The sequence below is a fragment of the Blastococcus tunisiensis genome, from assembly GCF_900112815.1.
GTDB lineage: Bacteria > Actinomycetota > Actinomycetes > Mycobacteriales > Geodermatophilaceae > Blastococcus_B > Blastococcus_B tunisiensis.
Map to the genome: position 1 here is coordinate 290,493 of NZ_FOND01000004.1, position 18,410 is coordinate 308,902.

18 protein-coding genes are annotated in these 18,410 nt (G+C 73.3%); 10 read left to right on the plus strand and 8 right to left on the minus strand.

Annotation, left to right across the window (positions count from 1 at the left end; genetic code table 11):
* Positions 1-141: 141 nt before the first annotated feature.
* A complete protein-coding gene (locus tag BM142_RS07455) occupies positions 142-720 on the minus strand; it encodes a LysM peptidoglycan-binding domain-containing protein (protein WP_092196143.1) in 579 nt (192 codons plus the stop codon).
* A 206-nt stretch (positions 721-926) separates the two neighbouring features.
* On the opposite strand from BM142_RS07455, the gene lexA reads away from it, so the two are divergent.
* Positions 927-1,682, plus strand: coding sequence for a transcriptional repressor LexA (lexA, locus tag BM142_RS07460; protein ID WP_092196144.1), 756 nt, complete (start codon positions 927-929; stop codon positions 1,680-1,682).
* 54 nt (positions 1,683-1,736) lie between these two features.
* Here lexA and BM142_RS07465 read toward each other — a convergent pair whose 3' ends face one another.
* From BM142_RS07465 to hflX, 3 genes are all read right to left on the minus strand, one after another.
* Positions 1,737-2,759, minus strand: coding sequence for an NHL repeat-containing protein (locus BM142_RS07465; RefSeq protein ID WP_254790620.1), 1,023 nt, complete (start codon positions 2,757-2,759; stop codon positions 1,737-1,739).
* A gap of 4 nt (positions 2,760-2,763) precedes the next feature.
* Entirely contained in the window at positions 2,764-3,483 is a 720-nt protein-coding gene (locus BM142_RS07470; protein ID WP_254790622.1) for a phosphatase PAP2 family protein, read from the minus strand.
* A 77-nt stretch (positions 3,484-3,560) separates the two neighbouring features.
* On the minus strand, positions 3,561-5,009 hold the full coding sequence (hflX, locus tag BM142_RS07475) for a GTPase HflX (RefSeq protein ID WP_092196146.1): 1,449 nt from the start codon (positions 5,007-5,009) through the stop codon (positions 3,561-3,563).
* Positions 5,010-5,150: 141 nt separating this feature from the next.
* On the opposite strand from hflX, the gene BM142_RS07480 reads away from it, so the two are divergent.
* Positions 5,151-5,360, plus strand: a complete 210-nt coding sequence (locus BM142_RS07480; protein WP_092196147.1) for a hypothetical protein — start codon at positions 5,151-5,153, stop codon at positions 5,358-5,360.
* A 10-nt stretch (positions 5,361-5,370) separates the two neighbouring features.
* On the opposite strand, the gene dapF is transcribed toward BM142_RS07480, so the two are convergent.
* From dapF to BM142_RS07495, 3 genes are read right to left on the minus strand one after another with little or no spacing between them, the layout of a single operon-like run.
* On the minus strand, positions 5,371-6,249 hold the full coding sequence (dapF, locus tag BM142_RS07485) for a diaminopimelate epimerase (RefSeq protein WP_254790624.1): 879 nt from the start codon (positions 6,247-6,249) through the stop codon (positions 5,371-5,373).
* Positions 6,246-7,166: a tRNA (adenosine(37)-N6)-dimethylallyltransferase MiaA gene (miaA, locus tag BM142_RS07490; RefSeq protein WP_092196148.1), complete on the minus strand. Its 921-nt coding sequence runs from the start codon at positions 7,164-7,166 to the stop codon at positions 6,246-6,248. The genes dapF and miaA overlap by 4 nt, the downstream gene beginning before the upstream one ends.
* Entirely contained in the window at positions 7,163-7,888 is a 726-nt protein-coding gene (locus tag BM142_RS07495; protein WP_092196149.1) for a class III extradiol ring-cleavage dioxygenase family protein, read from the minus strand. The genes miaA and BM142_RS07495 overlap by 4 nt, the downstream gene beginning before the upstream one ends.
* Positions 7,889-7,929: 41 nt before the next feature.
* On the opposite strand from BM142_RS07495, the gene BM142_RS07500 reads away from it, so the two are divergent.
* Together BM142_RS07500 and BM142_RS07505 are read left to right on the plus strand one after the other, a co-directional pair.
* On the plus strand, positions 7,930-9,741 hold the full coding sequence (locus BM142_RS07500; RefSeq protein WP_092196150.1) for a DUF349 domain-containing protein: 1,812 nt from the start codon (positions 7,930-7,932) through the stop codon (positions 9,739-9,741).
* A 7-nt stretch (positions 9,742-9,748) separates the two neighbouring features.
* A complete protein-coding gene (locus BM142_RS07505; RefSeq protein ID WP_092196151.1) occupies positions 9,749-10,453 on the plus strand; it encodes an alpha/beta hydrolase in 705 nt (234 codons plus the stop codon).
* Here the strand turns inward: BM142_RS07505 and miaB are convergent, their stop codons facing one another.
* Positions 10,454-11,935, minus strand: a complete 1,482-nt coding sequence (miaB, locus tag BM142_RS07510; RefSeq protein WP_092196152.1) for a tRNA (N6-isopentenyl adenosine(37)-C2)-methylthiotransferase MiaB — start codon at positions 11,933-11,935, stop codon at positions 10,454-10,456.
* A gap of 134 nt (positions 11,936-12,069) precedes the next feature.
* Here miaB and BM142_RS07515 point away from each other — a divergent pair, with 134 nt between their 5' ends.
* From BM142_RS07515 to ctaD, 6 genes are all read left to right on the plus strand, one after another.
* Positions 12,070-12,825, plus strand: a complete 756-nt coding sequence (locus BM142_RS07515) for an amino acid ABC transporter ATP-binding protein (RefSeq protein WP_175527151.1) — start codon at positions 12,070-12,072, stop codon at positions 12,823-12,825.
* A gap of 34 nt (positions 12,826-12,859) precedes the next feature.
* A complete protein-coding gene (locus BM142_RS07520; RefSeq protein WP_092196154.1) occupies positions 12,860-13,750 on the plus strand; it encodes a glutamate ABC transporter substrate-binding protein in 891 nt (296 codons plus the stop codon).
* A gap of 104 nt (positions 13,751-13,854) precedes the next feature.
* Positions 13,855-14,505, plus strand: coding sequence for an amino acid ABC transporter permease (locus tag BM142_RS07525; RefSeq protein WP_092196155.1), 651 nt, complete (start codon positions 13,855-13,857; stop codon positions 14,503-14,505).
* Positions 14,502-15,404 (plus strand): amino acid ABC transporter permease, encoded by a 903-nt coding sequence (locus BM142_RS07530; protein WP_092196156.1) that lies wholly within the window; start codon positions 14,502-14,504, stop codon positions 15,402-15,404. Before BM142_RS07525 ends, BM142_RS07530 begins: the two co-directional genes overlap by 4 nt.
* Positions 15,405-15,518: 114 nt before the next feature.
* Positions 15,519-16,253 carry a hypothetical protein gene (locus tag BM142_RS24435; protein ID WP_175527152.1) on the plus strand — a complete coding sequence of 245 codons (735 nt, stop codon included), beginning with the start codon at positions 15,519-15,521 and terminating at the stop codon, positions 16,251-16,253.
* A 245-nt stretch (positions 16,254-16,498) separates the two neighbouring features.
* Positions 16,499-18,259: an aa3-type cytochrome oxidase subunit I gene (gene ctaD, locus BM142_RS07540; protein ID WP_092196203.1), complete on the plus strand. Its 1,761-nt coding sequence runs from the start codon at positions 16,499-16,501 to the stop codon at positions 18,257-18,259.
* Positions 18,260-18,410: the final 151 nt, after the last annotated feature.

Consider the following 18,410-nt stretch of genomic DNA (forward strand, 5'->3'; position numbering starts at 1 on the left):
TCGCGGCCCGACGTTGTGGACCTCTTGCCCTGGCGCCGGGCGACCGCGGTGCTCCGGGTGTCACTCCCCACCTGCCGGATTCCTGCTGGTGGGGAGCCCGATCGCCCCCGGGCGCCACGTGCCGGACCCCCGGGTGCCGGTTCACGGGAGGAGCAGGATCTGGCCCGGGAGGAGCTCGGCACCACCGAGGTCGTTCAGTTCCTGGATCCGGTCGATCACGGCACGGACGTCGCCACCACCCTCGAGCGAGGAGGCGATGGACCACAGCGTGTCACCCGGCTGGACCACGATGCTGCTCTCCCCCGCCAGGCGCAGCCCCCCGGCATCATCTCCGACGAGCGGCCCCAGCCAGGCGCCGACCGCCACGCCCGCGGCCAGCGCCATGACCACGGCGAGCCGCCGCGCGCGGCGGGTCAACCGCAGACCGGCCGCCGACGCCCGCTCCACCACCCCGTCCCGGCCGGACGCAGGTCGGCTGCCGGCACGGCCGGCCGGTGCGGGCACCCGCCCCTCGGGCCGCGGAGCCGCCGGGCGCCGGGCGGGCACGGACGGGACCGCGGGCGGGCGGCAGATGCCGACCCGCGACGGGCTCCGGCGCGAGGGCCGGGACAGGGGTGCGTGCGCCGACGTCGAGCCCTCGGCGGCGACCACCAGGCGCGGCCGCCACGGCGCCCGCACCTCCTCGTCGAACTCCAGCACGGCCTGCGCGACGCTCCCCATGACCCGTCCTCCCCAGCTCTCCGGTGGTGCCCGTTGGTCGAACGCCTGTTCGATTCGAACGGCTGTTCGATGTCTACCGCACGGGTCCGACGAAAGCCACCGGACACGGAGATAGCTTCGAACATGTGTTTGATCCGCGGGCGCCGAGGCGCTACCGTCCGGGGGACGGACACAGGCGCTGCGGGAGCGGCGGACGAGGAGGCGGCGTGGCGGAGAAGAGCGGGAGCTCAGGCGGTCGCAGGACGTCGGCGGACGGCGGCGCGGCGACCGGCACGGCGGCGGTCAGCTCGTTCCCCGACCGGGGTGCGGACGGCGACGGCCTGACCCAGCGCCAGCGCCGCGTCCTGGAGGTCATCCGCGACTCGATCGAGCGCCGCGGGTATCCCCCGTCGGTCCGCGAGATCGGCGAGGCGGTGGGGCTCTCCTCGGCGTCCTCGGTCGCCCACCAGCTCTCCGTGCTGCAGAAGAAGGGCTGGCTGCGACGCGATCCCAACCGGCCCCGCGCGCTGGACGTCCGCCTGCCCGGCGACTCGCCGCACGCCGTCCCGGCACCCGCGGAGCCCGCGGCCGAGGACACCGGCTTGTCGGCACCCACCTACGTCCCGCTGGTGGGCCGCATCGCCGCAGGTGGTCCGGTGCTGGCGGAGCAGGCCGTCGAGGACGTCTTCCCGCTCCCGCGCGAGCTGGTCGGCGAAGGCACCCTGTTCATGCTGAAGGTGGTCGGTGACTCCATGGTGGAGGCGGCCATCTGCGACGGCGACTGGGTGGTGGTCCGGCAGCAGCCGAACGCCGAGAACGGCGAGATCGTCGCCGCGATGATCGACGGCGAGGCCACCGTCAAGACCTACAAGCGGCGCGACGGGCACGTGTGGCTGCTGCCGCACAACCCTGCGTACGAGCCCATCCCGGGTGATGAGGCCACCGTCCTCGGCCGGGTGGTCAGCGTCCTGCGCCGCGTCTGACGCCCAGCCCCGTCCGGTCGGGACGAGCGAGCCCACCGGACGGGGCGGTGCGGGTCAGGGACGCCGGCGCAGCATCCCGCCGATCCAGAGCACCACGGTGGCCACGGCGGCCGCGATCAGCGCCGAGGTCCACGGGGACAGCCCGGAGCTGCTCAGATCGGCGAAGCTCGGCACCGGCGACTCTCCTGCCGCCGGCGGAGCGGCGGTGGCGGCGGGCGTCAGCGGCACCCGGGTGAGGTCGCTCGGCAGCCCCTCGCTGGCCACCAGCAGGCTCTGCCCGTCCGCCGCGAAAGTGATCGCCTCCCCCTGGGGAGAGTCGGGCAGCGGGATGACCACCGGCTCCGCGGAGAGGGCGCCGACGACGTCGTTGCCTGCCAACGGCCAGACGTAGGCGTCGGTGTAGGTCCGCAGCGCCAGCCGCAGGCCGTCCCCGGACACCGCACCGCCGGTGACCAGCAGCTGACCGGCCCGGCCGACGGGCCCTCCGGGCGTGCCCGTGAGCGTCATGTTCACGCTGGCCACCTTGGCCAGCGCCACGGTGCCACCGTCCACCAGCGCCGAGGTGGGGCTGTAGACGCCACTGGCGCCCAGCACCTCCTTGGTCACCACGTACGGCGTCCCGTCCGGCGCGAGCAGGAGAGCCTCGGCGTCGTGCGGGCCGTCGGGATAGGTGAGCCGGTGGACGCCGGTGGTGCCGTCCGGGCGGACGGCCAGCAGTGCCACGGTGGTGCGGGTGGCCGCGTTGTCCCCCGTGTCGGCCAGCCAGACGGTCCCGTCGGCCGCGACCGCCATGTCCTCCGGGTCGTAGGGGTCGACGGGAGCGGTATGGGTGTCGATCACCTGGCAGGCGGGGTCGAGCAGGTGGACGGCCACCTCCTCGCCGCCGTCGTTCATGGCGAGGACCCCGTCGCCGACGTCGACCAGACCGGAGATCTCGGCGAGTCGCGGGTCGGTGATCTGGCACTGGACGGTGGGTGCCGCGGCGGCGGCCGCGACCTCGGCGGAGGCGGGCACGGCGCAGCAGAGGACGGCACCGACACCGAGGACGCCCCCGGCGACCGACCGCCGTCCTCGCACGCCGCTACGCGGTCTGCCGGCCTCGGGCACGTACCCAGCGTGACAGAACGACTGCATCGAGTCCGTGAACCACGCCCAACAGCACGATGCCCACCGCTCCCCCGACGATGGCGTCGGTGATCCAGTGGAAGTCCAGCGAGACCATCGAGACGCCGGTGGCGACCGGCCCGGCGATGCTCAGCCACCAGAACGCCCGCTGCACCCGGGCGGGCAGTTCGTACTCGACCGCCAGCCACCGGGCGACGCCCCACATGATGACGGCGTTCGCCACGTGGCCCGACGGGAACGATGCGCCGTCGACGTGGAAGAAGAGCTCGTCGGGGTGCCCCGGCGCGGTCCGCCCGGTACCGAACTTCACCGCGTAGACGCCCACGGTCAGCGTGCCCAGCGCGAGCAGCACGCGCAGCAGAGGGACCACGGTGCGGTGCCGCCAGGCCAGGTAGCCGACCAGGACGGCCAGGACGATGAGGATGGTCGCCCGACCGCCCAGCTGGGTGACCGCCCAGATGACCGGATAGGCGGCCGAGTCGCGCAACCCCCAGCCGCGGACGGCGTCGGAGACCCACAGGTCCAGCGGCTCCAGTGCGCCGCCGGCGAGCAGGTCGGCGGTGACCACGCCGCCCACGAGCAGGGCGAGCAGCACCAGCCACCACGGTGGGCGGCCGATCGTGGGAACGCGGGTGCGCTCGGACACGCCGGCGTCCCGCACCACGCCGCTCGTCACGTCGCCACCGTACCGGGCCGTGATCTCCCCGTGATCCGGACGAGCCGGTTCCCCGCCGTCCAGGCCGCGCGACAGGATCAGGCGACCGGGACGGCGAACTGCTCGAGCGTCGCCGCCAGGCCACCGTCCACCCGGGCGCTGAGCCGGGTACCGGCGTCCTCGTGCCGTTCGCTGAGCACCTCGCCGTCGCGGTGCACCCGGGCGACCACGTCACCGCGGTCGTAGGGCACCAGCACCTCGACGTCGACGTCCGGGTGCGGCAGCCGGGTGGCGATCAGCTCGCGGAGGGCCTCGATGCCGGTGCCCGTCCGTGCCGACACCCACACGGCGCCGGGCAGTGCCCTGCGCAAGGTCAGGATGTCGTCCTCGGTCATCGCGTCGACCTTGTTGACGACGATGACCTCCGGCACGGCCGCGGCGTCGATCTCACCGAGGACCACCCGCACGGCGTCGATCTGGCCCAGCGGGTCGGGGTCGGAGCCGTCCACGACGTGCAGCAGCAGATCGGCGGCGGCGACCTCCTCCAGCGTGGAGCGGAACGCGTCGACCAGCTGGTGCGGCAGGTGCCGGACGAACCCGACCGTGTCGGTCAGGGTGTACTCGCGGCCGTCGGGCGACTCGGCCCGGCGGACGGTCGGGTCCAGCGTGGCGAACAGCGCGTCCTCCACCAGCACCCCGGCGCCGGTGAGCGCGTTGAGGAGGCTCGACTTCCCGGCGTTGGTGTAGCCCGCGATCGCCACGCTCGGCGTCGCGTTCCGGTCGCGACTGGAACGCTGGGTGGCCCGCGCGGTCGCCATGCCGGCGATCTCCTTGCGCAGCTTGCTCACCCGGGCGCGGATCCGCCGCCGATCGGTCTCGATCTTGGTCTCACCCGGTCCACGGGTACCGATACCGCCACCACCGGCGACCCGGCCACCGGCCTGCCGGGACAGCGACTCACCCCAGCCGCGCAGTCGCGGCAGCATGTACTGCATCTGCGCCAGCTCGACCTGCGCCTTGCCCTCCCGGCTGCTCGCGTGCTGGGCGAAGATGTCCAGGATCAGCGCCGTCCGGTCGACGACCTTGACCTTGAGGATCTTCTCCAGCTGGTTGAGCTGGCCGGGGGTCAGCTCGCCGTCGCAGATCACGGTGTCGGCGCCGGTCGCGGCGACGATGTCGCGGATCTCGTTGGCCTTGCCGGACCCCACGTAGGTGGCCGCGTCCGGCTTGTCGCGACGCTGGCTCACCGCCTCCAGCACCTGGGAGCCCGCGGTCTCGGCCAGGGCGGCGAGCTCGGCGAGCGACCGGTCGGCGTCGGCCTGCGTGCCCTCCGTCCACACGCCGACCAGCACGACGCGCTCGAGGCGCAGCCGGCGGTACTCGACCTCGGTGACGTCGGCGAGCTCGGTGGACAGCCCCGCCACGCGGCGCAGCGCACCGCGGGCCTCGAGGGCGTAGGAGCCGGTGGTGTCGTCGGGCTCGTCCCAGTGCCCGGCCGGTGCGGGACGGGTCTGGTCGTCGAAGGGGACGTCGGGAGCGGTCGTCATCGTCTCCAATGTGGCATGCCCCGTCCTCGGGGGCACCTGAGTTGTGCGCATCGCCCGGTACAACGCACGCGGGGTCCAGGTGCATCCCACCCGCTCCCGGGTAGGGGCGCAACGACGCATCCACACGACGAGGGGATCGCCATGAGCGAGACAGGATCCAGCAAGCTCGGCTCGGACAGCGAGGTCGACGACCCGGGACGCGACCCGAAGGGGCTCGGCGGGCCGTCGCGCAACCCGCTCGGGGGCGGCCCCGATCAGGACAGCGGGCGCGGCGAGGCCGACCCGCAGCCGGGCATCGAGGGCCAGTCGATGATGCCGGAGTCGCCCAGCGAGGACGACGACCGCGCCTGACCCCGGGCGCTCAGCCGGCCAGCCACTCCGGGCACAGCTCACCGGCGGCCACCAGCACCGCCGGCCCGGTGAGCAGCGTCGTCCCGGGGGTCACCTGCACCGACAGGCGGCCCCCGGGCACGTCGACGAGGACGGTCCCCTCGGCCCGTCCCGCGGCGGCCAGCGCCGCGTAGCCGGCGGCGCAGGCGCCGGTGCCGCAGGACCGGGTCTCCCCGACCCCGCGCTCGACCACGCGGAGGCGGATGTGCGCGCCGGCCTCCAGCACGTTCACCAGCTCCACGTTCACGCCGTCCGGGAAGAGCCCGGCGTCGACGGACGGCGTCCCGCTCAGGTCCAGCCCGTCGACGTCGACGTCGGTCAGGCAGGCCAGGTGCGGGTTGCCCATCGAGACGGCCAGGCCGGCGAAGGTCCGGCCGGCGACCCCGGCCTCCCCGGCGCCGAACTCCCGTGCCGGACCCATGTCCACCCAGTAGTTGCCGTCCGCGGTCGCACCGACCCGGCGCGGACCACCTCGGGTGCCCACCAGGATCCCGGCCTCGCAGGTGGCCCGGTCCAGCAGACCCTCGGCGACCAGGGCGTGCAGGAACAGCCGGATCCCGTTCCCGCACATCTCGGCGGTGGACCCGTCGGCGTTGCGGTGGTCCATGAACCACTCGCAGCTGTCCAGGTGCGCCCCCAGCACGGCCGCGGCGTCGGGCACGTGCACGCTGCGCACGAGGCGGAGCACGCCGTCGCCGCCGAGCCCGCCGCGCCGGTCGCAGAGCCGCCGCACCAGGGCCTCGTCCAGCCGGTGCTCGGGCCACACGGCGCCGTCGGGGTCGGGCAGGACGACGAAGTCGTTCTCCGTGCCGTGGCCGGCGAGCACCCGGGGAGCGTTGGCGGAGGTCACGGCCCGATCGTACGGGCGGTGATCACCGAGGAGACCGCGTCGACCAGGTCGGGACGCCCGGCGTCGAATGGGCTGATCGTGGCGTCGCGCCGGAACCAGGACCGCTGCCGCCGCACGAACCGCCGCGTCGTGGACACGGTGCGCTCGCGCGCCTCCGACGGCGTCAGCCCGCCGTCGAGCTGGGCCAGCACCTGCGCGTAGCCCAGGGCCCGGGAGGCGGTGGGGCCCTCCCGCAAGCCATCCTCGGCCAGCCGGGCCACCTCGTCGACGAAGCCGGCGGCCCACATCCGGTCCACCCGGTCGGCCACCCGCCGGTCGAGCTCGGCCGGCTCCCGGTCCAGGCCCAGGACGACGGCCGGGTAGTGCGGGCGGGGCTCGGGCAGCTGGGCGCGGAACGGCCCGCCGGTGAGCTCGATGACCTCGAGCGCGCGGACGATCCGCCGTCCGTTGGTCGGCAGCACCGCGGCCGCCGCCGCCGGGTCGAGCCCGGCCAGCCGCTCGTGCAGCGCGGCCGCGCCCACGGTGCCGAGCTCGGCCTCCAGCCGCGCACGCAGCGCCGGGTCGGTGCCCGGGAAGTCGAGCTCGTCGAGGACGGCGCGCAGGTAGAGGCCCGAGCCGCCGACCAGCAGCGGCACGGTGCCCGCCGCCCGGAGCCGGTCGATCTCGGCACGGGCGCGCTGCCGGTACTCGGCCACGGACGCCGCCTGCCGGACGTGCCAGAGGTCCAGCAGGTGGTGCGGGACGCCCTCCCGCTCGGCGAGGCCGGGCTTCGCGGTCCCGATGTCCATGCCGCGGTAGAGCTGCATGGAATCGGCGTTGACGACCTCCCCGCCGAACCGGTGGGCCAGCGCCACCGCCAGCGCCGTCTTGCCCGTCGCCGTCGGGCCGACGATCGCGACCACCGGCGGGGGCGTCACGCCGCCACCCAGGAGGCCACGAGGTAGCCGACCCCGAACGGCGCGGCGTCGTGGTGCAGCCGGGCGCTGATCGTGCGCCCGTCCAGGGCGGCGCCCACCGCGCGCCACACGGGCACGCCGGCGGCGAGCAGGCGTGCCCCCTCCTCCGCGTCGAGGGCGGCGAGGGCACCGGCGTCCCCGCCGGCCAGCGCCCGGGCGACGGCGGCGTCGAACGGCCCGGCGGCGGCGTCCAGGTAGCCCGGGGCCCCGGTGCTGCGCCGGGCGGAACCGTCGCCCATCGCCAGGATCCCCACCGGTGCGGGCAGATCGCGCACCAGCTGTGCCAGGTCGACCGGGCCGACCCCCACGCGGCCGCCGGAGAAGCCCGCCTCGTCCAGCAGCCAGGCGCCCAGCGTGTGCGCCATCGGTGCCCGGCGGTCGCCTGGCCGGGCCCGTGCCTGGAAGGCGATCTCCAGGTCCAACCCGATCCCGCGGAGGGTGCCGGCGTCGCCGGGCCCGAGCCGAGGCCCCGGGGGCGCGCCCTCCCCCACCACCACGACGACCTCGGGGCGCACCGCCAGCAGCTCGGCGACCGCGGCGGCGCAGGCGCTCCGCAACGCCGTGGTGCTCTCGTCCGCACGGCCCTCGACGGGGGGCAGCAGGAGCGGCGGCGCGGGGCAGAAGGCCACGGCGACCGAGGCGCGGGCGCCCGGCGGGGGCGGTCCAGGGGGAAAGGCGCTCACGCCGGCCAGTCTCCCGGATGCGACGTGGGACACTGCCGGACGTGTCGAGCACGGACAACCCCGGGAACGGGGCGCAGCAGGACTCTCCGCCGATTGCGGAGACCACCGAGACGGTCAGCACGGAGGTGGTGAGCCCCGCCGTGGCGGACGCTCCCCCGCCGGGGCAGGCCGCCGAACCCGAGGCTGCCGGCGCCGGGTCGACCACGGCAGAGGCGGAGGCACCCGGCCCCGAGGCGCCCGAGGCGACCGCCCCCGAGGCGACGGCACCCGACACGGTGAACCCCGACGCGCCGAACCCCGACACGGCGACCCCCACGGATGCGGCGACCCCCACGGATGCGGCGACCCCCACGGATGCGGCGACCCCCACGGATGCGGCGACCACCACGGATGCGGCGACCACCACGGATGCGGTGACCACCACGGAGGCGGTGACCGGCTCGGAGGCGGTGACCCCCGAGGCGGGCACGCCGGCGGCACCGGCGCCCGGCAACGCCGCCCTCGCCGACCCCACCGCCGACACGCCTGCTCCCGCCGCGCCGAAGCCACGTCCGTCGGCGCCCCGTCCGGTGCCGCGCCCGATGCCGCAGCCCACGGCCGCCGCGCCGGAGCCGGCCGTCGACGTGCCCGCCGTCCCGGCCAGTGATCCCACGCAGTGGGGCCGGGTCGACGAGGAGGGCACGGTCTACGTGCGCACGGCCGAGGGCGAGCGCGCGGTCGGGTCGTGGCAGGCCGGCGAGCCGGCGGCCGGGCTGGCGCACTACGGGCGTCGCTACGACGACCTGGCCACCGAGGTTGCCCTGCTCGAGGCCCGGCTCAAGGCGCACACCGGCAACCCGTCGGAGATCCGCAGCAAGGCCCAGGGCCTCGCGGAGTCCATCCCCACCGCCACCGCCGTGGGTGACCTGGAGGGTCTCGCCGCACGGGCCCGCGCCATGGTGCAGACGGCCGACGCGGCGGCCGCGGAGTACCGGGCCGAGAAGGCGGCCGCCCGCGCCGCCCAGATCGCCCGCAAGGAGGCGCTGGCCGCCGAGGCCGAGCAGATCGCCGCCGAGTCGACGTCCTGGAAGGCGGCCGGCGACCGGCTCAAGGCCATCGTCGAGGAGTGGAAGACGATCCGCGGGATCGACCGCAAGACCGACGACGCGCTCTGGACCCGGTTCGCCGCCGCCCGGGACGCGTTCGGCCGGCGCCGGGGTGCGCACTTCGCCTCCCTCGACGCGCAGCGCGGTGAGGCCCGCGCCGCCAAGCAGCAGCTGATCGAGGAGGCGCGGCGGCTCGCCACCTCCACCGAGTGGGGGCCGACCAGCGCGGCCATGCGGGCGCTGATGGACCGCTGGAAGGCCGTGCCGCGGACCGGCCGGGAGGGCGACGACGACCTCTGGAAGGAGTTCCGCGCCGCCCAGGACGTGTTCTTCGCCGCCCGCGCGGAGTCGGACAAGAAGCGCACCGGCGAGGAACAGGCCAACCAGCAGCAGAAGGAAGAGCTCCTCGCCCAGGCTGAGAAGCTCGACCCCGCCGGCGACCTCAAGGGTGCCCAGAACGCGCTGCGCAAGATCCAGGAGCGCTACGACGCCATCGGGCACGTGCCCCGCGGGGTCATGCGGCAGCTCGAGGACCGCATGCAGGCCGTCGAGCAGAAGGTGCGCGGCGCGGCGGACTCCACCCGCATCCGGACCGCTCCGGAGAACCCGATGGTGACCTCGATGCGCGCCGCGGTGACCAAGGCCGAGGAGCAGCTGGCCAAGGCCGAAGCAGCCGGCGACGCCCGGCGGATCGAGGAGGCGAAGGCGAACCTGGCGACCCGCCGCGAGTGGCTGGCCGAGGCCGAGAAGTCCGCCGGCCGGCGCTGACGCTCCGGTGGCCACGTTCGTGCTGGTCCACGGCGCCTGGGGTGGCGCCCATGGGTTCCGGCACGTCCGGAGGGCACTGCGGGAGGCCGGGCACGAGGTGTTCACGCCCAGCCTCACCGGGATCGGTGAACGGGTGCACCTGGCCAGCCCGCAGGTCGGCCTGACCACGCATGTCACCGACGTCGTCAACACGGTGCTCTACGAGGACCTCACCGAGGTCGTGCTCCTCGGGTTCTCGTACGGGGGCATGGTGGTCAGCGGAGCGGTGGACCACATCGGGGATCGCGTGGCGGCCCTGGTCCTCCTCGACGCGTTCCTCCCCGCGGACGGGGACACCGTCCACGGCCTCCTCGGGCGGACGGTCGCCGACACCGCGGCGCCGGGCCGGCCCTGGCTGGTCGACGGACCCGTGCGGGCCTACGACGATCCGGCCGAAGCGGCGTTCTCCGTCCCGCGGCGGACTCCGCAGCCGGTGCGGTGCTTCACCGAGCCGGTCCAGCTGCCTCGGCCGCTGGAGGACTTCCCGTTCTCCCGCACCTACGTACGGGCCACGGAGCCCGACCCAGAGGCAATCGGGAACGCGGCCTTCGACGCCGCGGCGGTCCGGGCCCGGACGTCCCCGGCGTGGCGCTACATCGAGCTGGCGACGACGCACCTCGTCGCGCAGAACCGTCCGGCCGATCTGGCGCGCCTGCTGCTGGAACTGACCTGATCAGCAGCCGCTGACGGGTACCAGCGGCTCCGGGGGCGTGCCGATGCGCGGCATGCCCAGCAGGACGCCCGGCGTGGTGGGACGCGTGCCGGCCTCGCTCGCGTCGCCGGCGCGGGTGCGCCGGTGGGACAGCGGCGCACCGTCGGCGACGAGGAAGTGCGGCTTCGCGTCGGTCACGACCGTCTCGACGACGTCGCCGGGACGCACGCCCTCGGCCGCGGTGAAGTGGACCAGGCGCCCGTCGCGGGCCCGGCCGGAGAGCCGGCCGGTGGCCGCATCCTTGCTCCCCTCCCCCGCCGCGACGAGCAGCTCGACGCGGCGGCCGAGCTGTGCCCGGTTCTCCGCCCAGCTGATCTCCTCCTGCAGCGCGGTCAGCCGCAGGTAGCGCTCCTGGACGACCCCCTTCGGGAGCTGCCCGTCCATCTCCGCGGCCGGCGTCCCGGGGCGCTTGGAGTACTGGAAGGTGAAGGCGCCGGCGAACCGGGCCTGCGCCACGACGTCCAGGGTGTGCTGGAAGTCCGCCTCGGTCTCGCCGGGGAAGCCCACGATGATGTCGGTGGTGATCGCCGCATCCGGCATGGCCGCCCGCACCCGGTCGATGATCCCGAGGTAGCGCTCCTGCCGGTAGCCGCGGCGCATCCGGCGCAGCACGTCGTCGGAGCCGGACTGCAGCGGCATGTGCAGCTGGTGGCACACCGCGGGCGTCCCGGCCATCGCGTCGATGACGTCGTCGGTGAACTCGCGCGGGTGCGGGCTGGTGAACCGCACCCGCTCCAGCCCCTCGATCGCCCCCGTGGCCCGCAGCAGGTCGGCGAAGGCGCCGCGGTCGCGGAACTCCACGCCGTAGGCGTTCACGTTCTGCCCGAGCAGGGTCACCTCGAGCACGCCCTGGTCCACCAGCGCCTGCACCTCGGCCAGGATGTCGCCGGGACGGCGGTCCTTCTCCTTGCCGCGCAGCGCCGGGACGATGCAGAACGTGCAGGTGTTGTTGCAGCCCACGCTGATCGACACCCAGCCGGAGTGGGCGGAGTCCCGCTTGGCCGGCAGGGTCGAGGGGAACACCTCGAGGGACTCGGCGATCTCCACCTGTGCCTCGGCGTTGTGCCGCGCCCGGTCCAGCAGCGCGGGCAGGGAGCCGACGTTGTGCGTGCCGAAGACGACGTCCACCCAGGGCGCGCGCCGGACGATCTCGCCGCGGTCCTTCTGCGCCAGGCAGCCGCCGACGGCGATCTGCATGCCGGGGCGGGCGTCCTTGACCGGCCGCAGGTGCCCGAGGTTGCCGTAGAGCCGGTTGTCCGCGTTCTCCCGCACCGCGCAGGTGTTGAGGACGACGACGTCGGCGTCGCCGTCCTCGGGCGCCGCGGCGTAGCCGGCCTGCTCGAGGAGGCCGGAGAGCCGTTCGGAGTCGTGGACGTTCATCTGGCACCCGTAGGTGCGCACCCGGTAGGTGCGCGGCGCGGGGGCCTCGGTTGCGCTGCTCATGACACGTCAGAGGGTACGGCGAGCCTTCGCCGCCTCCTGGAGGTCTTGCTTCCGCGCGGTCACCGCCCGCTTCGTTACTCCTTCGTGATCGCGACGGTCACTCACTGTGGCGCCTGACCCCTAGTGTTCCGGGAGTGACCAGCCGTCCGAACGGAGAACCCCTCGTCCGCCTGTCCGGCGTCAACAAGTGGTTCGGCGAACTGCACGTGCTGCAGGACATCGACCTGGACATCGCCCGCGGGGAGGTCGTCGTCGTCATCGGCCCCTCGGGGTCGGGCAAGTCGACGCTGTGCCGCGCGATCAACCGGCTCGAGCCGATCGAGAAGGGCGAGATCTCGATCGACGGCGAGCGCCTGCCCGACGAGGGCAAGGACCTCGCCCGCCTGCGCGCCGACGTGGGCATGGTGTTCCAGAGCTTCAACCTCTTCGCGCACAAGACCATCCTCGAGAACGTCACCCTCGGCCCGGTCAAGGTGCGCAAGAAGCCCAAGGCGGACGCGGACAAGCGGGCGCGCGAGCTCCTCGACCGGGTGGGCGTCAGCGCCCAGGTGGACAAGTACCCCGCGCAGCTCTCCGGCGGACAGCAGCAGCGCGTCGCGATCGCGCGGGCGCTGGCGATGGAGCCCAAGGTGATGCTCTTCGACGAGCCGACCTCGGCGCTGGACCCCGAGATGATCAACGAGGTCCTCGACGTCATGGTCGGCCTGGCGAAGGACGGCATGACGATGGTCGTGGTGACGCACGAGATGGGCTTCGCCCGCCGGGCGGCCAACCGCGTCGTGTTCATGGACGAGGGCCGCATCGTCGAGACCGCCGAGCCCGAGACCTTCTTCACCGCCCCGAAGTCGGAGCGGGCCAAGGACTTCCTGTCCAAGATCCTCACCCACTGATCGCACGAAGACCGTCAAGCGAGAGGACCCCTCCATGAGTTTCCGTCGCGGCGCCCTGGCCGCCACCCTGACCACCACCGCCCTCGTCCTGTCCGCGTGCGGCGGTGACGACGGCGGGGACGCCCCCGAGCCCGACGTCGCCGAGGCCCCCGAGTTCGAGGCCGGCACCACCATGGCCGAGATCGCCGAACGCGGCTCGATCACCGTCGGCACCAAGTACGACCAGCCCGGCTTCGGCCTGGAGACCCTGGACGGGGAGCTCGAGGGCTTCGACGTCGAGGTCGCCAAGATCATCGCCGCCGAGCTCGGCATCGCGCCCGAGGACATCCAGTGGGAGCAGACCCCCTCGGCCGTCCGCGAGGAGGTCATCGAGGGCGGCGAGGTCGACATGGTCGTCGCGACGTACACGATCAACGACGAGCGCGCGGAGCGGATCACCTTCGCCGGGCCCTACTACGAGGCCGGGCAGCAGATCATGGTCGCGGCGGACAACGACGAGATCACCGGTCCGGAGTCCTTCACCGAGAACCCAGAGCTGAAGGTCTGCTCGGTCACCGGCTCGACCCCGGCGGACCAGATCGAGCAGTACCTGGCGAACCCGTCCAGCCAGCTGGTCCTGTTCGACGAGTACTCGCAGTGCGCCGACTCGCTGTCCAACGGCCAGGTCGACGCCGTCACGACCGACAACGTGATCCTGCTGGGCTTCGTCTCGGAGTCCGACGGCGAGTTCAAGCTCGTCGGCGAGCAGTTCACCGAGGAGCCGTACGGCATCGGCATCGAGAAGGGCGACGTCGCCTTCTGCGAGTTCATCAACGAGACGCTGGCCGACAACGAGGAGGCCTACGTGGCGGCCTGGGAGGCCACCGCGGGCCAGATCGAGGGCACGCAGACGCCGGAGCTCCCCGAGCCCGCCGAGTGCGTCTGATCCCTGCTGTCGGACCGCGACCGGTCGGCCACGTCGGCCGGCCGGTCGTGGTCGGCCGCAGGCGGCACCGCACACACCGACACCGCTGGCACTGAGGGGGGCACGTGGGCCCGGTCCTGGAGAACCTCGACCTGTACGTCGACGGCTTCCTGACGTCGCTGAGCATCATCGTCGTGGCGATGGTGGGATCCCTGCTACTGGGCCTGCTCATCGCGGCCTGCCGCGTCTCCCCGGTCCCACCGCTGCGCGCCTTCGGGACGTTCTGGGTGTCGACCTTCCGCAACACCCCGCTGTCGGTGGTGCTGTTCTTCTGCGCCTTCGGCCTGCCCGAGCTGGGGATCAACCGGACCTTCTACTTCTTCGGCGTCCTCGGGCTCATCCTCTACACGTCGGCGTTCGTCTGCGAGGCGGTGCGGTCGGGCATCAACTCGGTGTCCGCCGGACAGGCGGAGGCGGCCCGCTCGATCGGCCTGAACTTCACCCAGGGCCTGCGCTACGTCGTCCTGCCGCAGGCGCTGCGGACGGTGGTGCCCCCGCTGGGCAGCGTCATCATCGCCATGTTCAAGAACTCCGCCGTGGTCGGCGCCTTCGGCGTCGGCGGCGACCTGTGGAGCACCGGCCAGACGCTGACCAGCGCCCGCGGCTACGAGACGCTGCCGATCTTCATCGGCGTGGCGATCGGGTTCCTGCTCATCACGCTGCCGGCCGGCGCGGTCCTGCAGGTCATCGAGCGGAAGGTGGCGATCGCGCGATGAGCCAGCAGGACACCGTGCTCTACGACGCACAGGGACCGAAGGCCCGTCGCCGGACGAGGATCGGTACCGCGATCGCGGTGCTGGTCCTCATCGCGCTCGCCGTCGTCGTGGTGCTGCGCCTGGCCGAGCGGGACCAGTTCTCCATGGAGCTGTGGGGCCCCCTCATCAACCCGGGCAACGAGAACTTCGAACTCGTCTGGGAGGTCATCGGCGAGGGCATCGTCAACACCCTCAAGGCGGCGATCGTCGCGATGACGCTGTCGGTGGTGATCGGCACGCTGATCGCCGTCGCCCGGCTGTCGCTGGGCCGGTTCGCGCGGATCCCGCTGATCGGGTTCGTCGAGCTCTTCCGCGGCCTGCCGGTCGTCATCCTGGTGTACCTGAGCGTCCGGGCGCTGCCGGACGTGGGCGTCGACCTCAGCGACTGGCCGGGCGGCCAGGTGTTCTGGGGCCTCATCATCGGCCTGACCGCCTACAACATGGTGATCTTCGCGGAGGTCGTCCGTGCGGGGATCGCGTCGCTGCCGCGCGGGCAGCGGGAGGCGGCGCTCGCGACCGGCCTCACCAACGGGCAGACCATGCGGATCGTGCTGCTGCCGCAGGCGTTCCGCATCATGCTGCCGGCGATCATCAGCCAGCTGGTGGTCGTGCTGAAGGACACCTCGCTGGTGGTCTTCGTGGCCAACTTCGACGAACTGCTCAGCCAGGGCGAGAGCATCATCCGCAACCTGGGCAACCCGATCCAGACCTTCACCGTCATCGCGCTGCTCTACATCGCGATCAACTACCTGCTCGGGCGGCTGGCGCAGTACATCCAGCGCCGTCAGGGCCGGGCGTCGACGCGGGCCGCCGAGACGACCGACGCAGGACCGAACGTGCCGGTCGGCGGGGGCGCCTGACCCGTCCAGGGAGATCCTGTGACGGGGTCGATCTGCGCACCCGCCCCATCCGCCCCAGGCACGGCGCGCCGCGTACGACACGCCGGGCGCCCGGCGGCGAGACTGGGTTCCACCATGGAGACGATGCACGCCGCCGGACGGCGCACCCTGCCGCCCGTCCCCCGCTCGACCGGCCGGCCGGCCACCCCCCGCGTCGTGCGGGCGGACGAGGGCGACCCGGACACGCCGACCGAACGCTTCGTCGTCGACCTGTCGACCGGCGAGCAGCGGGCGGTCGAGGCGGCGGAGCGGGACCGGCCGACCGCGCCGAACCGGCCGGCGGAGCGGAGCCGGCCTGCGGAGCGGGACCGGCCTGCGGAGCGGGACCGGCCGGCGGAGGCGGCGAAGCCGGACCTGCCGGCGGAGGTGGTGGGCGAGGCCGCCGCAGGTGTGCCCGCGGGGGCCCGGACGGCGACGGCCAGGCGGTCGGGACGGCGCCCGGCGTCGGCCGCCGATCAGCGTGAGCTCGACCTCGCCCAGCAGCTCGTCGCCCGCCTGCGGGCGGGCGCTGCCGACTTCGCCGCCGCCGCCGGCGCGGAGTCCGCCGTCGTACGGGAGGCGGTGCCGCCGGCCCGGCACCGCCGCGCCCGGTGCCGGGTGGTGCTCCGCTACGCCGACGGGCGGGAGGTCGACGTCACCTTCCTCGGCTCTGCCGGTGCCCCGGGCACGCCGTCCCGGCACGGGTTCGACCGGCAGATCCGGCGCTGGCTGGCGTCCGGGCAGCGGCGGGACGGTGCGTGGCTGGTCACCGACCCCGACGCCCCCGACGGCCTGGCGATCGACCTGGGCGCCTGGGTCCGCGCCGCCTGAGAGCGGCAGCCGCGGTCCGGCGCCGTCGCCGCACCGGCTCCGGGACGGATTCGTCGGCTCCCGGGTTTCCCTCTGCCCGAGGATGAGCCACGATGGCGGTGTCGCTACCGGTCCGGCGAACAACGTCGCGAACCGAAGGCTTGCGCCCAGCGCAGAAACACCGGGGAGCCGCTGATGTCCCGCAGCACGGGAATCCTCCGACGGGGCACCGTGTGCACCCGGCCGGCCGCATCGGCGGGCGCAGCATGACCGCCATCGCGCCGCAGCCGATCATCAGCCGGCCCAGTCCCGCGCACACGCCGGCCAAGGGTTCCCGGCTCACGCACCTGCTGCGGACGACCGATCACAAGACGATCGGTCTGATGTACCTGACCACGTCGTTCGCGTTCTTCATCGCGGGCGGCCTCATGGCCATGCTGATGCGGGCGGAGCTCGCCCAGCCGGAGCTGCAGTTTCTGTCGCCGGAGCAGTACAACCAGCTGTTCACCATGCACGGCACGGTCATGCTGCTGATGTTCGCGACGCCGCTGTTCTTCGCCTTCGGCAACCTGATCATGCCGCTGCAGATCGGCGCCCCCGACGTCGCCTTCCCGCGGCTGAACGCCTTCTCCTTCTGGCTGTTCCTCTTCGGCAGCCTCATCGCGGTGTCGGGCTTCCTCACACCGGGCGGTCCCCCGGACTTCGGCTGGACGGCCTACACGCCGCTGTCCAACGGGGTGAACACCCCCGGACCGGGCGGGAACCTCTGGATCGGCGGGCTGGCCGTCAGCGGTCTCGGGACGATCCTCGGTGGCGTCAACTTCATCACCACGATCGCCTGCCTGCGTGCACCCGGGATGACCATGTTCCGGATGCCGATCTTCGTCTGGAACGCGCTGATCACCAGCCTGCTGGTGCTGCTGGTCTTCCCGATCCTCACGGCTGCGCTGTTCGCGCTGCTGGCCGACCGCAATCTCGGGTCGCTGATCTACTCGGAGGAGAACGGGGGCGCCATGCTGTGGCAGCACCTGTTCTGGTTCTTCGGCCACCCCGAGGTCTACATCATCGCGCTGCCGTTCTTCGGCATCGTCACCGAGATCATCCCGGTGTTCAGCCGCAAGCCGCTGTTCGGCTACAAGGGCATGATCGGCGCCACCCTGGCCATCGGCTTCCTCTCGCTGGCCGTATGGGCGCACCACATGTTCGCCACCGGCGCGGTGCTGCTGCCCTTCTTCGCCTTCCTCACCTACCTGATCGCCGTGCCGACCGGGCTGAAGTTCTTCAACTGGATCGGCACCATGTGGCGCGGCCAGCTGACCTTCGAGACCCCGATGCTGTGGTCGATCGGCTTCATGGTCACCTTCCTGCTCGGCGGCCTGACCGGTGTCCTGCTGGCCAGCCCGCCGCTGGACTGGCACGTGCACGACTCCTACTTCGTCGTCGCGCACTTCCACTACGTCGTGTTCGGCACCGTGGTCTTCGCCGCCAACGCCGGCATCGCCTTCTGGTTCCCGAAGATGTGCGGCCGGATGCTCGACGAGAAGCTGGGCAAGCTGCAGTTCTGGATGACCTTCATCGGCTTCCACGGCACGTTCCTCATCCAGCACTGGCTGGGCAACGAGGGCATGCCGCGGCGGTACGTCGACTACCTGCCGACCGACACGTTCACCACGCTGAACATGGTCTCGACCATCTTCTCGTTCGTGCTCGGCGCCTCCATCATCCCGTTCCTGTACAACGTCCGTCGCTCCTGGAAGTACGGCCAGCTGGCCGTGCGCGACGACCCGTGGGGCCACGGGAACTCGCTGGAGTGGGCCACGTCCTCGCCGCCGCCCCGGCACAACTTCGTCGAGATCCCGCGGATCCGCTCGGAGCGCCCGGCCTTCGAGGCGCACTACCCGCACCTCGTCGACCGGCTCCAGGCGGAGGCCCACGCGGGCCGGTCGCACGAGCCCTACATGGACCACTCGATCACCGGGGACGACCGGGGACCGCGGCAGGGACCGCGGGACCCCGACCCCACCTGATCAGGCCTCGTCCGGAGGCTCGCGCCGAGCGTGCGAGGCGCGAGAAGGGCGGGTCCTTCTCCTGCCCCCACCGCTCACGAGCTCGCGGCGGGACCCCGCAGGGGGCGGGTCGACACCGGAGAGGCCCAGGACCGTCGTGGTCCTGGGCCTC

Bases quoted from the DNA above. Each gene is read 5' to 3' on its own strand.
- BM142_RS07480 (WP_092196147.1), top strand. From the start codon at position 5,151: ATGAGCGAGACAGGATCCAGCAAGCTCGGCTCGGACAGCGAGGTCGAC.
- miaB (WP_092196152.1), bottom strand. From the start codon at position 11,935: ATGAGCAGCGCAACCGAGGCCCCCGCGCCGCGCACCTACCGGGTGCGC.
- BM142_RS24435 (WP_175527152.1), top strand. From the start codon at position 15,519: ATGGAGACGATGCACGCCGCCGGACGGCGCACCCTGCCGCCCGTCCCC.
- ctaD (WP_092196203.1), top strand. From the start codon at position 16,499: ATGACCGCCATCGCGCCGCAGCCGATCATCAGCCGGCCCAGTCCCGCG.
- hflX (WP_092196146.1), bottom strand. From the start codon at position 5,009: ATGACGACCGCTCCCGACGTCCCCTTCGACGACCAGACCCGTCCCGCA.
- BM142_RS07455 (WP_092196143.1), bottom strand. From the start codon at position 720: ATGGGGAGCGTCGCGCAGGCCGTGCTGGAGTTCGACGAGGAGGTGCGG.
- BM142_RS07520 (WP_092196154.1), top strand. From the start codon at position 12,860: ATGAGTTTCCGTCGCGGCGCCCTGGCCGCCACCCTGACCACCACCGCC.
- BM142_RS07530 (WP_092196156.1), top strand. From the start codon at position 14,502: ATGAGCCAGCAGGACACCGTGCTCTACGACGCACAGGGACCGAAGGCC.